Genomic DNA, 13,605 nt, shown 5'->3' on the forward strand with positions numbered 1-13,605 from the left:
GTGTTAGGACACCCGTTCGCGTATCAGTTCGGCGACAATCATCACCGGCTGCCGACCAGTCAGGGTCATCAACCTTTCCGGGGCTACGAAACGCCGGCACAGGCCTTCCACCACGGTCTGGAAGTGTAGCTGCATCCAGGGATTGGCGGACCGGATGCCGTCGGAGAGAATAGGGTGTTCGCCCCAGGGCATCAGCACCACCAGATCGTAATCAGCCATGGCGCAGACGGCGCGGTCCAGCAGTGCCTCCGTTGCAGGAATATCATCCACACCAAAGCCGTTGATCAGCCAGAAGGCAGCCATGTCCAGCGGCGTGCGGTCAGTGATCAACCCATCCCTGTCACGGGCCAGATCAAGGGCCAGATCATCAGCATCGTTGGTCAGCATAAGGCGGTGTCCGTCACGCGACAGGCTGTGCGGGTCGAAACCAGCGGCCAGCCTTTCGCGCATCCGTTCTGAGCGGACTGGAAGGTTCAGCATGGTGGAGAGTGCGGTCGCCAGACGGGTCTTGCCCGTGCCGGCACTGCCTGTGATCCCAATCCGTGGCCGCCGTTGCATCATCGACGTCTCTCCCCGCCCTTGCCCGTTCCGTCGCGACTGCACTATGCCCTATAAAGTCGCGCGCGCCGGTTGATCGGCGATCTGGGTCCAAGGATAGCATCGTGCCAACCAAGCCCGCCGCCAATCCCCGCCAAAGGTGGGGGGCCGCCAGCTTTTTCGTCTTCGGTCTGATCTGTGTCGCCAGCATGGCGATGCTGATGCCGATTGCGGCGAAAGCGGGGCCGGTGCGGGTCGTGTCGTTGAACCTCTGTACTGACCAACTGGCCCTGGCCCTGTTGCCGCGGGAGCGCATCGCCGCCTTGTCCTTCCTGGCTGCTGATCCCGGTCTATCGGCACTGGCAGCGCGGGTGGGGGATGTGCCGCTGGTACAGGGTATGGCAGAGGAGGTGCTGCCGCTGGCGCCTGATCTGGTGCTGGCCGGAACCTTCACCACCCGCCCTACGATCGCGCTGCTGCGCGCGCGGGGCGTGCCGGTGCTGGAGGTCGGGCTTGTCCAGGATTTTGAGGGAATCCGCGCCCAGATCCGACAGGTCGCTGCCGCTCTGGAGGTACCGGGGCGGGGCGAGGACATCATTGCCGAGATGGATGCCACGTTGGCTTCGGCACTGGCCCCGGCGGGAAAGGCCGGCCGCCTGCGCGTCCTGTCGCTGGCGCCCGGTGCCTTTACCGCCGGGACCGGTACCCTGACGGATGCGGTGATGCGAGCGGCAGGGCTGGTCAATTATGCCGGCGAAAAGGGTCTTTCCGGCTACGGCTATCTGCCGGTGGAGATGGTCGCGGGCGATCCGCCGGATCTGCTGATTGCCAATACCAGTGAAGGTGGGCATCCATCGCTGAACGGGCAAATGCTGGCCCATCCGGCATTGAGTCGGGCGGTGCCGAGCCAGGCACGGCCCAGCGTGCCGGGCAAGCTGTGGACCTGTGGTGGACCGTTTACGGCGGAAGCGGTGGCCCTGTTGGCGCAGGCCCGTGACCGGCTGTTGGCAGCAAGGGGGAATTGATGCGGCGCACGGTACCCTGGCTTCTGGGGCTGGTCCTGATCCTGTTCTTTGTCACCTCCCTGGCCGTAGGTCCCGCTGCGGTGTCGCTGCCATTGGCTGTCAGGGAATGGTGGACCGGCGGCGACGGGACGGCCGGCGTGATCTTTGCCCAGATCCGGCTGCCGCGTGCCCTGTTAGGTCTCGGTATCGGGGCCGTGCTCGGCCTTTCGGGAGCGGCCTTGCAGGGATTGCTGCGCAACCCGTTGGCAGAGCCTGGCGTCATCGGTGTTTCTGCCAGTGCCGGCCTTGGGGCGGTCATCGCATTTTACTCCGGGGCCAGCCTCGTGTTCCCGCTGGCCCTGCCCATCGGCGGCATGGCGGGGGCGCTGATCGCCGTCACGCTGCTTTACCTGCTGGCCGGGCGGCAGGCATCGGTTCTGACCCTGATCCTGGCCGGGGTGGCGATCAGCAGCCTCGCCGGGGCTCTGACTTCCTTGACATTGTCGTTGTCGCCCAATCCGTTCGCCTTAACGGAAATCGTGTTCTGGATGCTGGGGTCGCTGGCCGACCGGTCGATGAACCATGTTGGCGTGGCGGCTCCCTTCATGGCGGTGGGGGCCTTGCTGCTGCTTCTGTCGGGGCGCGGTCTGGATGCGCTGTCACTGGGCGAGGGGACGGCACAGTCCATGGGGTTCAGCCCGCGCCGCACCGGCACCCTGGTCATTCTGGGGACCGCCCTGTCGGTGGGGGCGGCGGTGTCAGTCGCGGGCGCCATTGGTTTCATCGGTCTTATCGTCCCGCATCTGCTGCGCCCGCTGGCCGGGGCCCAGCCGTCCCGCCTGTTACCCCTGTCGGCGCTGGGCGGGGCGGCCTTGTTACTGGCGGCCGATACGGCCCTGCGCCTGGGCGGTCCGGGACCGGAGTTGAAGCTGGGGGTGGTGACGGCCTTACTGGGCGCGCCGTTTTTCCTGGCCCTGGTGCTGAGGACGCGCACAAGGGTCATGTGACCGGCGGCTGAAACTTGGCTATGCTGCCACGCAAACGCACAGAAGGATGGAAAAGATGCGCAAGGTGACTGTTGCCGCCACGCAATTTGCGTGCAGTTGGGACCGTGAGGCCAATATTGCCAAGGCTGAGGCGTTGATCCGCCGGGCTCATGGTCAGGGTGCGCAGATCATCCTGATCCAGGAACTGTTTGAAGCGCCCTATTTCTGCCAGGACCAGAAGCCGGAATATTTTGAGCTGGCATCACCGGTGGAGAATAACCGGCTGATCCAGCATTTCCAGGCGCTGGCCCGTGAATTGTCGGTCGTGCTGCCGCTGTCTTTTTTCGAAAAAGCCAATACGGCGCATTATAATTCCCTGGTCACCATTGATGCGGATGGATCGGTCCTGGGCCTTTATCGGAAAAGCCATATTCCAGACGGACCGGGTTATCAGGAGAAATTCTATTTCAGTCCGGGCGACACCGGGTTCCAGACCTATCAGACCCGTTATGCCCGCATCGGCACCGCCATCTGCTGGGACCAGTGGTTTCCGGAAGCAGCGCGTGTCATGGCGCTGCAGGGGGCGGAACTGCTGTTCTATCCAACGGCCATCGGGTCGGAACCGCAGGACGACACGCTGGACAGCCGCGACCACTGGCAGCGTGTCATGCAGGGGCATAGCGGCGCCAACCTGATGCCCGTGATTGCCAGCAACCGCATCGGCAAGGAGACGCTCGAGACGGGCAGCATCACCTTCTATGGATCCAGTTTCATCACTGATGCCAAGGGGGCGAAGCTGGTCGAGGCCGATCGCGTGTCTGAGACTGTGCTGGTCCAGGAATTCGATCTGGAGGCCATCGCCCGTATCCGGGCCGGATGGGGTGTATTCCGCGACCGGAGACCGAGCCTGTATGGTCCGATCCTGACACTGGATGGCAGCCGGCGCCACGGTTGAAGCTGTTTTCAAAAACCTAATACAAGTGTAAATTACAAGTCCTACAGCTTTTAGGACTCATGATTTACATTGCCCGCCTCCTTGCGCTGCTGTTGGTCCTTTTCCTCCCGCGTGCGGCGATAGCCGATCCGCCGGGGGCGCCCCTAGGGCGTGTCGAGAGAATGTTCAGCGACCGGGCCGGGCAGGAACTGCGCCTGTTCGGCCGCGATCTTTTCGATGGCGCGGGCGTGGCGGAGGGGCCGGCGCTGGGCGCGGTCGGCGATGATTACCGGCTGGGGCCGGGGGATGAACTGTCGCTGCTGCTGCGCGGACAGGCGGCGCGCACAAGCCGGCACCGGATCGGCGCCGACGGGTTGCTGCTGATCGATGATCTGCGCCCCATTCAGGCGGCCGGCCGGCCTTTGGGCGAGGTGCGGGCCGAACTGGAGGCGGCGGTAGCTGCCAGCCATGTGCAGACCCAAGCCTTTCTCTCGCTCCTGTCCATGCGGCGGGTCGGGGTTCTGGTTCTGGGCCAGGTGGCACGGCCGGGCCGTGTGTCGCTGCCAGCGTTTGCCACGCCACTGGATGCCCTGATTGCGGCGGGTGGGGTGCTGCCGGATGGTTCGCTCCGCAGCATCCGGCTTGTCAGGCCGGGGGGTGAGGGGGCCGGGCTCGATCTGTATGATCTGCTGACCCGGGGCGAGGGGGCAGCGGCCGACCTCTTGTCGGATGGAGTGCGGCTGATCGTGCCGCCGCTGGGGCCGACCGTGGCAGTGGCGGGATCGGTGAAACGGCCCGGCATCTATGAGTTGCCGCCAGGCCCGGTGTCGGGTACGGGACCAGACGATACAGCCGATCTTCTGACCTTGGCCGGTGGGGCGCTGCGGCCGGGGCGGGACCGGTCCAGTCTTTTACGCCTGTCGCCCGAAGGGCTGGAAAAGCCGCTGCCGGTCAGTGCCGGATCGCCGGTTACCCTGCGCGATGGCGACCTGCTGATCCATGCGCCTGATGGTGGGGCGCGGGTGGGCAGTGTCAGCCTGTGGGGAGCCGTGGCTGAACCGGGAGGGCGGGTCCTGGCCGAAGGGATGCGGCTGGCCGATCTGGTGGATCGCGATATGTTGTTGCCGGACGCCTGGCTTCCCATGGCTGTGCTGTTGCGTCGGACGGCGGCAGGCGGGGCGCCGCAGATGCGGGCGCTGGATCTGTCGGCGCTGCTGGCAGGGCGAGAGGCGGAACCGGCGCGCGACGGTGACCGGTTGGTGGTTCTGTCGGCGGCCGATATCGGGTTCCTGCGCAGCCGTTCGGTGCTGGCCCTGCTTTCGCAACAACCACCCGATCCACTGCATTTGGCGGAATGTGCCGGGTTGGCATCGCTGGCAGCAGCCCTGTCGGCTGATCCTGACGGTGTGCTGGCCGCCGGACCCTTGGCGCGGGCATCCAGTGGGGTGGAAGGGCCGCCGCTGCCCTGTCCACCGCTGTTCCAGGGGGTGGACGGCGATCTGCTGCCGTTCTTGCTGCACCAATCGGTGTTCATGCGGCGCGGTGTGCTGCGGCCCGGTCCTTATCCGCTGGCTGGACCCATGGCCCTGTCGGCCTTGGCGCCAATGGCCGGCGGCAATTTTGCGGGCAAGGGCAATGTCGCGCCCGGGCAGGTCGCGGATGCCGTGGGCGATGGGGTTCTGCTGTCGGGTCCGGTGCGGCAGCCCGGTCTGCGTTCCGTGGGGGAAGAAGGGTTGAGCCTGCGCGCCCTGCTGTCGGGTGCGGGGGCCCCGCTGCCCGATGCCTATGGGTTGGCGGGACTGCTGGAACGGGCCGATTCCGCCGCGTCTGGCCGCCGGCCCAGTCTGTTTGCCCCGGCAGAGGTGGTGGAGGGTCGGTTCGACCTGCGCCTGCGCGATGGGGATCGGGTCACTCTGTTCCGGCATGACGAAGTCATGGCCGTTGAGGGGGATAAACTGGACCCGGTGGACCCGTTGGACCCCGCGCTGCGGGCTCTGCTGTCGGAGCGGATGGTGGCCCTGCGCGGCGGGGTGGTGCGTCCGGGGGAATATCCGGTGGCAGGGCCGTTACCCCTGCCGCTGCTGCTGCGCGCGGCGGGCGGGGTGAAGCCCGAGGGTGACCCCTCGCGCCTGGAACTGCTTCCCCCACCGCCAGGACCGCGCGGGGAGGGCGACGGCGATTCTCGTGCTGTGGTCCCGCGGGAGATTACGGGCGGAGTGGCGGCTGTGGATATGATCCCGCCAGGTGCTGCCTTGCGGGTGGCCCTGCGCCAGCGGCCGCAGGAACGCCGTGGCGTGTTGCTGGCCGGCGAGGTGGCAGAGCCCGGCATCTATGACATTGCGCCGGGAGAAACCCTGTCCATGCTGCTGCGCCGGGCCGGTGGACTGACGGGGGAAGCGTACCCGGCTGGGGTGATCTTCACCCGGGAAAGCGCTCGTCTGGCCGAGGAGGAGGGGTTGCGCCGCAATGCCCGCGAACTGGACCGGCAATTATCGCAGATGCTGGGTGGCAAGAACCCGCCAGACCCGGCGCGGGTGGAACTGGTCCGGGCTTTGGCCGCCGACCTGCGCGGCGCGACCGCGCTCGGCCGCATTACAGTGGAGGCCAACCCCGAGGTGCTGGGCGAGCGGCCAGAACTGGATATCCCGTTGCAGCCGGGGGACCGGGTACATATCCCCAAGCGCCCCCTGACCGTTACCGTGTCAGGTGAGGTGCTGGCCCCGGCATCGCTGCTGTTCGATCCTGAGAAAGAGACGATGGATTACCTGCGCGAGGCAGGTGGCCTGACCCGCTTTGCCGATGATGACCGTATCTTTGTCATCCAGCCCAATGGCGCGGCGCAACCCCTGGAGAGCGGATGGTTGGACCATGACGTGGCCGCAGTGCTGCCCGGTTCCATGATTGTGGTGCCGCGCGATGCGGAACCGTTTGAATGGCTGCCCCTGACCCAGAGCATCACCACGATCCTCAGCCAGATCGCCTTCAGCGCCGCCGCCATCGCGGCCATATCGGAGTAAACCGTGCAGGCGCGAACCCTGACCATCATCACCGTGGTGCGTGATGATCCCGCCGGGCTGGTTGCAACCCGCGATAGTCTGGCGGTCCAGTCCTGGCAGGATTTTGAATGGCTGGTGGCCGACGGTGGGTCTGAGGCATCCACGCTGTCCGCCCTGTCGCCACCGGGACCTGTGCCCGACTGGCTGAGCAGCATGCCTGATGGCGGGCCCTTTGCCGGGATGGACCGGGCTCTGGTCAGGGCCAGCGGGCAGTATGTGTTGTTCTTGAATGCTGGCGATTGTCTGGCGGATGGCGACGTCCTTTCCGACTTGATGCCGGTGCTGTCCGAGGCGCCAGACCTGCTTTATGGCGACAGTCTGGAAGACCCTGGAGACGGGCATATGCGGCGAAAGCGGGCGCGGCATTGGCGCTGGGCCTTTTATGGGATGCCAGCCCATCACTGTGCCTTGTTCTACCGTCGGGGACTGCTGTCGGGGTTGCGCTTGGATCAGGGGTACCGGATCGCCGGGGACTATGCCTTCACCCTGGACGTTCTGTCCCGTGCCAGCCGGATCGTGCAAGTTAACCGCGTCGTGGCGCGCTTTGCTCCCGGCGGCCTGTCGCGGCGTCTGGCAGCGTTGGGCCGCCGCGAGCAGTATCAGGTTCGTCGCCGGCTTCTGCGTATGTCCGCCCCTAAGGCAGGGGTGATCATGTTGCTACAAATTGTCGCAGGTGTGGCTCGAAACTTATGCCCAAGTGGGTATGCCTTTTGGCGATTTTAATCCGCATTTGCATCGGGATTAATCCCCCAAATTCTGTTAACATGCCATTTACATAACAAAATCAAGCACTAAGCGTTTCCATAACGAACACGGGCATTAACCTTTCCAGAACGGAAATGGTCGCAGCCCGCTACAACCATCCGTATTGGAGGCGCTGTCATGCTTCTCTATATGTAGTGGCAATAACCGGTGCTTAAGGAGTCCAGTAATGCTTGAAAAGAGAAATCCGCCGAAGGTGGGGCTCGCCCAGGCCTATTCCCTGTCCAAGCGGGGCGAGGGTCCGAACCCGATTGACATTCATGTCGGTCAACGCCTGCGACTGCGCCGCACCCTGCTGGGCCTTAGCCAGGAAACGTTGGGTGAGGCGGTGGGGATCACCTTCCAGCAGCTGCAGAAATATGAACGTGGCGCCAACCGCATCAGCGCCAGCCGCCTGTTCAACCTGTCGCAGGTCATGGGCGTGCCGGTGACGTTCTTCTTTGACGATCTGCCGGCGCCGGAATCAACACTGGTCCCTGAAGACCAGCCCAGCGAGACACAGGAATTTGAATCCATGGCCCGGCGCGAGACGCTGGAACTGGTGCGCGCCTATTACCGGATCCCGGAAGAATCAGTGCGCCGTCGTACGTTTGAGTTGGTGAAGACGCTGGCCGGCGATCCGGAAGACAGCACGAAGGCCGTGTGATCACGGGTATCCGACAGCAAAGTGCCGGTTGTTTCGGTCTGGCTGGCCGTCATTCTTGCGGCCAGCCAGTCGCGTTTCAGGTCGATCGACCAGTAGTAGAAGGCCCGTGACAGGGCGTGGTGCAAACCGGCCTTGCCATCCAAGAAGCCCAAATGCCAGAGATAAGCGTGCAGGAAAGCCAGGAGTGGCCGCCCCGGCAGCCGCGCCAGCACCTGTTTTGCCACGCGGCGCAGGCCCCGTTCACCGGCCAGCAAGGCCGAAGCACCGCCATCATTGGCCAAGGCCGCTTCCCAATCCGAGTAGCGATTGTGGCGGTCAAACCAGTCAGCCAGCGGTTTGGCGTCGGCATGTATCAGGGTAGCGGACAGACGCCCGGTCTGGCCCTCAACCATCGGCTGGTAATGCCCCTCCACCTCCCACATTCTCGACACATGCAGATCCGGGCAAATGGGAAAGCGCGACCGACGTCGGTGCAGCAGGGCGATCTTCCGGTACGGGGTGCCGTGACGCAGCAGCCGGCCAAGCCAGACCGGCCGACTATTCACCCAATAGGCATTGTGACTGGGTCCCGACCGCATCAAATCGTCAATCTCTGCAACCAGTTGGGGAGTGATACATTCGTCCGCGTCAACAAAAAGCACCCAGTCATGGCGCAGGGACGGGTGTGACAGGCACCATTGTTTCTTCTTTGGATAAGCCCCGTTCCAGTGAAAGTTCACCACCTCGGCCCCGCGTGCCGCAGCGATGGTGGCGGTTCCATCGTGGCTGTCGCTGTCGACCACCAGTACCTGCGCAAAGGCCGACAGTGGCGCCAGACAACGGGCGATGTTGGCGACTTCGTTACGGGTCATGACAATCACACTGACCGGGATGGCGCTGCCCATCATATCCCCCGCCGATACCCATGCCGCGCCGCCAGCACGAACAGCCCCAGCCCGAATCCGGCCAGGGCACCGGCCGGGATCAGCGGCACGGGGTTGGGCCAGTCGGCCAGCGCTGGCGCTGCCGGTGGCTCCAGCAGGTCGGCGGCGTAGGGGAGCCCGACCTCCAGCATCATCAGTGTTTCCTCCTGTTCTGCCACCATGCCGGTCAATTGCCGCGACCGGTCCAGATTGGATATGCCGGACAGGCGGTCATTGACATGGACCATCTCCGCTTTCAGGCGGCGACCCGCCTCCGACCGCAGATGCGCCTCTGTGGCTGCATGCAGCCGGGTAAGCAGCAGCAGCGCAAAGCTCCGCTTCTCATGCCGGAATACCAGGCGGCGCAGCGGTCCTTCATTAACCGCCTCGACTGCCAGTTCCTTCTTCAGTAGCCGCGACAGATCCACCGCATCAGGCGGAGCCCAGCCGGGATATCCAGCGAGCCACCGCAGTGACCGGACCGTCCAGGACCCGATTCCTAGTGGGGGGCGCCAATCTCCAGCTTCCGGATCCCATGCATCTTCAAACAGACCGCGCATCACCGCCGTATCAGCACTGAGCCGCTCAGCGACCGGCACAGACGTCAGCAGGGCCAGATAACGGGCAAAATCAGACACCACCTCTTCTGCTGATCCCTGTTCCGCAATGCCGCGACCAGCGGCCGGCGACAGTGCCGGTGCACGCGGACCCATGGCCGCCGGGCCGCTTCGCCCTGGTGGTCCCACAACCATGCTGACCGTGTATCGGGGCGTCACCAGATGCAGCGACAGGACGGTCATCGTCAGTCCCGCCAGGGTACAAAGCAGCAATCGTTGCCATTGAGCGGCCAAGGCGCGCAGCAGTTCACCCATTTCGGGTCTCTGCCTATCCAGCCTGGGGGCGAAGCTGTCGGGCATCGGCCAGGCCTGCCTGCACTTGTGTTCTCCGAAAAGGAGAATGACTCAGTTGTTATCGCCGGTAAAGACTCATATAGGCCCGCCCTGTCACTAAAGAGAGGAGAAGCGAGAAGCAGAGATACTTGAAACTTGTATGTAGGAAGGCACCGAGCAGCAGGGAAGGGCTTGCCGCCAACAGCAGCATGGGCATGTCCCGCGCCGCCCTTGCCAGCACTCCCGCCAGCAGTCCGGCCAAACACAAGATCAGTGCCAGACCCAGCGCTCCCAACTTCAGCAAGAAGTAGCTGGCCGCACTGTGAGTGTAGGAAACGCGCCACCAGCCGACGGCAGGATTGGGCACCAGGGCGCCCCAGCCATCGCCGATCAGGAAAGATACCGGGTGGCGACCCACCTGCTCCAGCACGGCCAGTAACTCATCAACGCGGTTGTTCAGGCCTACACTTTCTGTCTTGTCTGCCAGCAGCGCAGCCACCCCGGCCACCCGCGCGCCCACCCCGATCAGAGAAGCCGAAGCCAGCAGGAACAGGGTAAGAAACAGGGCCGGCCGTCGCCAAAGCCAACGCCCCATGCCCAGCCCCAAGGCCAATAGCGACAATAGCAGTCCCGCCCGGTGCAGGGTCGCCGCCTGGGCCAGCAGGCAACAGAGACATCCCGCCGCCGCCAGCAGTGCCTGAACCCGTTCGGCAGCGGTCGGTTGCGATGCCAGAAGCCAACGCATCGACCGCAACCCCAACCAGACCGATGCAAATGGGACCAGCGCGCTGTTCAGCAGATAGTAGCGTCCTTCGCCCAGGGCGGATGTGCCAACCGCCGACAGCGCCATGCCGGTGTCATACCACCAACGCACGGTAAACAGGACACCGGCTGCTGCCGCTGCGTCGGCCAACCGGTCGGCCTGATCAGTCGTCAGCCGGCCCAGGATCGGCGCCAGCAGCAGGGGCAGGGCCAGGAACAGCATGGGTACGATGTCGCGCATCATGTCAGTCAGCCCCCAGCCATTCCACAGGCCGCGGACAAAACCCTGCCACAGCAGCCAGACCAGGATGGCTGATCCCGCGGCCAGGGGAGCCGGTGCGCGTGCGACTTCCAGCCCAGCAAAGAAACGCCAGGGGCCGGTGATCCCCACGAACACAGCAATTCCGGCGAAGACCAGCAATTCCTGCGGCCGGATGCCCGGCGGCGCGGGCGCAGAGGCCGCGCCATAGGCCAGCACGGACAGGGCCAAGGCCCAAAGCCGCCCCTCCGTGAGCCGATCCACCCGCATGGCGCGACCTCTGTATCAATTATGCAATTTTGCTATTGTGCCATCGTGAAGGCGCTGGACAAGGGGGTAGAGGCGGCGTCAAACATGCCCATCATGACGCACCAGACCGACATTATCACCCTGCCCCACGGCCGCCCTGGTACCGCACGGCGCCTGGCCATCCACCATTTTGGCACAGGTCAGGGCCCCAAGGCCTATATCCAGGCCGGACTGCATGCCGGCGAATTACCAGGCATGGTGGTAGCCTGGCATCTGCTTGACCATCTCATCCGTCTGGACGGCGAGGGACGGATCAAGGGGCAGGTGGTTCTGGTGCCCATGGCCAATCCCATCGGGCTGGATCAGGTGTTGCTGGGCGGGCATGTCGGTCGCTTTGATCTGGCCAGCGGGGTGAATTTCAACCGGGCCTTCGCCGATCTGGGGGACAGGGTCGCGGATTGTTTGCATCCCGGTGATCTGGGGTGCGATGCCGATACCAATCGTCGGGTGATCCAGCGGGCTTTGGCCAGTGCCGCCGCCTCCCTGCAGCCCAGGACGGAGGTGGACGCACTGCGAAAGCTGCTGCTGACCCATGCCATCGATGCTGATCATGTGCTGGATCTGCATTGCGACAGCGAGGCAGTCATGCACCTGTATACAACGCCGGCCTGTTGGCCCTTGGGTGTTGCCGACTTGGCCGCCCGACTGGATGCGAAGGCTGTCTTCCTGGCCGACCAATCCGGTGGTGAGCCGTTTGACGAGGTTTGTTCAACGCCCTGGGACCGCCTGCGCGCGCGCCATGGCGGGCCAGACATGCCCATCCCCGTCGGCTGTTCTGCCGTGACCGTGGAATTGCGAGGTGAGGCGGATGTGGCGGATGGGCTGGCCGCTGCTGATGCTGCTGCCCTGGTCGATCATCTCTGCTGGCGTGGCATCATCGACGCCCCGGTCCCCGTCATGCCCGACCGGGCAGATCTGGCCACGCCGTTGGCTGGGGTGGACCGTGTCCGCGCGCCGGTGGGTGGTGTCGCGCTTTACCATGTCGACCTTGGCACCCGTGTGCGGGCCGGCGACCATGTCGCCACCATCCTGGACCCCGCCAGCGGAGACCGCCATGCCTGCCACGCCACCGCCGATGGTCTGGTCTGGTCACGGACCCAGTCACGTTATGCCGGGCCGAACGATATTCTGCTCTGCATTGCGGGGCGGGAGGTGCTGGTGACCTCCGGTCCATTGCTGACGGCGTAACTTTGTTGCCAGCGAAATCGCGGTTGCGCCATGACGTGGCGTGCCGCGTCGCGGGCTTGGAAAAGCCGGCCGGGCGGTCTAGTTTCCCCCGACATCTTTCGTCATCCAGGCAGCGTCATGAACAAGCCCCTGAACAGCTATCGTAACGGTCCCGACGAACATGGCCATTTTGGCATTTTCGGGGGACGTTTCGTCGCCGAAACGCTGATGCCGCTGATCCTGGAAGTGGAAAGGGCGTATGAGGAGGCCAAGGCCGATCCGGAATTCCACGCCGAACTGGCCCATCAGCTCAAGCATTATGTGGGCCGGCCCAGCCCGCTTTATTTCGCCAAGCGCCTGACGGAGGAGCTGGGCGGGGCCAAGATTTACTTTAAGCGCGACGAGTTGAACCATACTGGCGCGCACAAGATCAATAATTGCATGGGCCAGATCCTGCTGGCCAAGCGCATGGGCAAGAAGCGCATCATCGCCGAGACGGGCGCTGGTCAGCATGGTGTGGCCACGGCCACCGTCTGTGCCCTGATGGGCCTGCCCTGCGTTGTCTATATGGGGGCGACCGACATTGCGCGCCAGGCGCCTAACGTGTTCCGCATGAAGCTGCTGGGCGCCGAGGTGCGTGCCGTGACCAGCGGGGCCGGCACCTTGAAGGACGCGATGAATGACGCGCTGCGCGACTGGGTGACGAATGTGGAAGATACCTTCTACATCATCGGTACTGCTGCCGGCCCGCACCCCTATCCGGCCATGGTCCGTGATTTCCAGTCCATTATCGGGCGTGAAACCCGTGAACAGATGATGGAGGCCGAAGGCCGCCTGCCCGACATGCTGGTTGCCTGTATCGGTGGCGGGTCCAACGCCATCGGCCTTTTCCACGATTTCCTGGACGAGCCGACGGTCCGCATGGTGGCCGTGGAAGCCGGTGGCCATGGTTTGGACGTGCCCAATGGCCACGCAGCCAGCCTGAAGGGCGGACGCCCCGGCGTGCTGCATGGCAACCGCACCTATCTGCTTCAAGATGATGATGGCCAGATCCTGGAAGGCCATTCCATCTCCGCCGGTCTGGATTATCCCGGCATCGGCCCGGAACATTCCTGGCTGCATGAGGTGGGGCGCGTGGATTATGTCAGCGCCACCGACAAGGAGGCGCTGGATGCGTTCCAGTTGCTGGCCCGGACGGAGGGCATCCTGCCCGCCCTGGAACCCAGCCACGCCCTGGCCGCCGTACAACGTATTGCCCCGACGCTGTCCAAGGATACGCTGCTGGTGATGAATCTGTGCGGACGCGGGGACAAAGACATTTTCACCGTGGGCAAAGAACTGGGCGTGGCTCTGTAAGGGCGATTGTTCCTGACTTGTTCTCATTTTGCGGG

Annotated in this window: 12 protein-coding genes; 8 read left to right on the forward strand and 4 right to left on the reverse strand. The window is 64.4% G+C overall.

Annotated features, from left to right (window positions below):
- Window positions 1-3 precede the first annotated feature (3 nt).
- Window positions 4-561 (reverse strand): AAA family ATPase, encoded by a 558-nt coding sequence (locus tag CHU95_RS04295; RefSeq protein WP_094454069.1) that lies wholly within the window; start codon window positions 559-561, stop codon window positions 4-6.
- 101 nt (window positions 562-662) lie between these two features.
- Here CHU95_RS04295 and CHU95_RS04300 point away from each other — a divergent pair, with 101 nt between their 5' ends.
- The 6 genes from CHU95_RS04300 (at window position 663) to CHU95_RS04325 (ending at window position 7,925) form a co-directional block, all read left to right on the forward strand.
- The gene (locus tag CHU95_RS04300; RefSeq protein WP_094454071.1) at window positions 663-1,562 is read left to right on the forward strand and encodes an ABC transporter substrate-binding protein; all 900 of its coding nucleotides are present in this window, start codon (window positions 663-665) and stop codon (window positions 1,560-1,562) included.
- Window positions 1,562-2,548 carry a FecCD family ABC transporter permease gene (locus tag CHU95_RS04305; RefSeq protein ID WP_094454073.1) on the forward strand — a complete coding sequence of 329 codons (987 nt, stop codon included), beginning with the start codon at window positions 1,562-1,564 and terminating at the stop codon, window positions 2,546-2,548. The genes CHU95_RS04300 and CHU95_RS04305 overlap by 1 nt, the downstream gene beginning before the upstream one ends.
- A 55-nt stretch (window positions 2,549-2,603) precedes the next feature.
- Window positions 2,604-3,482: an N-carbamoylputrescine amidase gene (gene aguB / locus CHU95_RS04310; protein WP_094454298.1), complete on the forward strand. Its 879-nt coding sequence runs from the start codon at window positions 2,604-2,606 to the stop codon at window positions 3,480-3,482.
- 161 nt (window positions 3,483-3,643) lie between these two features.
- Window positions 3,644-6,478, forward strand: coding sequence for an SLBB domain-containing protein (locus tag CHU95_RS04315; RefSeq protein WP_165772003.1), 2,835 nt, complete (start codon window positions 3,644-3,646; stop codon window positions 6,476-6,478).
- A 3-nt stretch (window positions 6,479-6,481) separates the two neighbouring features.
- The gene (locus CHU95_RS04320; protein WP_094454077.1) at window positions 6,482-7,240 is read left to right on the forward strand and encodes a glycosyltransferase; all 759 of its coding nucleotides are present in this window, start codon (window positions 6,482-6,484) and stop codon (window positions 7,238-7,240) included.
- Window positions 7,241-7,448: 208 nt separating this feature from the next.
- Window positions 7,449-7,925 carry a helix-turn-helix domain-containing protein gene (locus CHU95_RS04325; RefSeq protein WP_094454079.1) on the forward strand — a complete coding sequence of 159 codons (477 nt, stop codon included), beginning with the start codon at window positions 7,449-7,451 and terminating at the stop codon, window positions 7,923-7,925.
- Here the strand turns inward: CHU95_RS04325 and CHU95_RS04330 are convergent.
- From CHU95_RS04330 to CHU95_RS04340, 3 genes are all read right to left on the reverse strand, one after another.
- Entirely contained in the window at window positions 7,832-8,812 is a 981-nt protein-coding gene (locus CHU95_RS04330; RefSeq protein WP_207762371.1) for a glycosyltransferase family 2 protein, read from the reverse strand. The two genes, CHU95_RS04325 and CHU95_RS04330, sit on opposite strands and share 94 nt — an antisense overlap.
- Window positions 8,809-9,699 (reverse strand): GumC domain-containing protein, encoded by an 891-nt coding sequence (locus CHU95_RS04335; protein WP_094454083.1) that lies wholly within the window; start codon window positions 9,697-9,699, stop codon window positions 8,809-8,811. The genes CHU95_RS04330 and CHU95_RS04335 overlap by 4 nt, the downstream gene beginning before the upstream one ends.
- 97 nt (window positions 9,700-9,796) lie before the next feature.
- A complete protein-coding gene (locus CHU95_RS04340) occupies window positions 9,797-11,008 on the reverse strand; it encodes a hypothetical protein (protein WP_094454085.1) in 1,212 nt (403 codons plus the stop codon).
- Window positions 11,009-11,029: 21 nt separating this feature from the next.
- Between CHU95_RS04340 and CHU95_RS04345 the strand changes: the two genes are divergently transcribed.
- Both CHU95_RS04345 and trpB read left to right on the forward strand, forming a co-directional pair.
- The gene (locus tag CHU95_RS04345; RefSeq protein ID WP_094454087.1) at window positions 11,030-12,235 is read left to right on the forward strand and encodes a succinylglutamate desuccinylase/aspartoacylase family protein; all 1,206 of its coding nucleotides are present in this window, start codon (window positions 11,030-11,032) and stop codon (window positions 12,233-12,235) included.
- Between the two features lie 117 nt (window positions 12,236-12,352).
- Window positions 12,353-13,570, forward strand: a complete 1,218-nt coding sequence (gene trpB, locus CHU95_RS04350) for a tryptophan synthase subunit beta (protein WP_094454089.1) — start codon at window positions 12,353-12,355, stop codon at window positions 13,568-13,570.
- Window positions 13,571-13,605: the final 35 nt, after the last annotated feature.

It is taken from the genome of Niveispirillum lacus (assembly GCF_002251795.1).
GTDB lineage: Bacteria > Pseudomonadota > Alphaproteobacteria > Azospirillales > Azospirillaceae > Niveispirillum > Niveispirillum lacus.

Excerpts from the sequence above, each read along its gene's own strand:
- CHU95_RS04345 (WP_094454087.1), top strand. The coding sequence starts at position 11,030 with ATGCAATTTTGCTATTGTGCCATCGTGAAGGCGCTGGACAAGGGGGTA.
- aguB (WP_094454298.1), top strand. The coding sequence starts at position 2,604 with ATGCGCAAGGTGACTGTTGCCGCCACGCAATTTGCGTGCAGTTGGGAC.
- CHU95_RS04340 (WP_094454085.1), bottom strand. The coding sequence starts at position 11,008 with ATGCGGGTGGATCGGCTCACGGAGGGGCGGCTTTGGGCCTTGGCCCTG.
- CHU95_RS04335 (WP_094454083.1), bottom strand. The coding sequence starts at position 9,699 with ATGGGTGAACTGCTGCGCGCCTTGGCCGCTCAATGGCAACGATTGCTG.
- CHU95_RS04325 (WP_094454079.1), top strand. The coding sequence starts at position 7,449 with ATGCTTGAAAAGAGAAATCCGCCGAAGGTGGGGCTCGCCCAGGCCTAT.
- CHU95_RS04305 (WP_094454073.1), top strand. The coding sequence starts at position 1,562 with ATGCGGCGCACGGTACCCTGGCTTCTGGGGCTGGTCCTGATCCTGTTC.
- CHU95_RS04330 (WP_207762371.1), bottom strand. The coding sequence starts at position 8,812 with ATGATGGGCAGCGCCATCCCGGTCAGTGTGATTGTCATGACCCGTAAC.
- trpB (WP_094454089.1), top strand. The coding sequence starts at position 12,353 with ATGAACAAGCCCCTGAACAGCTATCGTAACGGTCCCGACGAACATGGC.
- CHU95_RS04315 (WP_165772003.1), top strand. The coding sequence starts at position 3,644 with ATGTTCAGCGACCGGGCCGGGCAGGAACTGCGCCTGTTCGGCCGCGAT.
- CHU95_RS04295 (WP_094454069.1), bottom strand. The coding sequence starts at position 561 with ATGATGCAACGGCGGCCACGGATTGGGATCACAGGCAGTGCCGGCACG.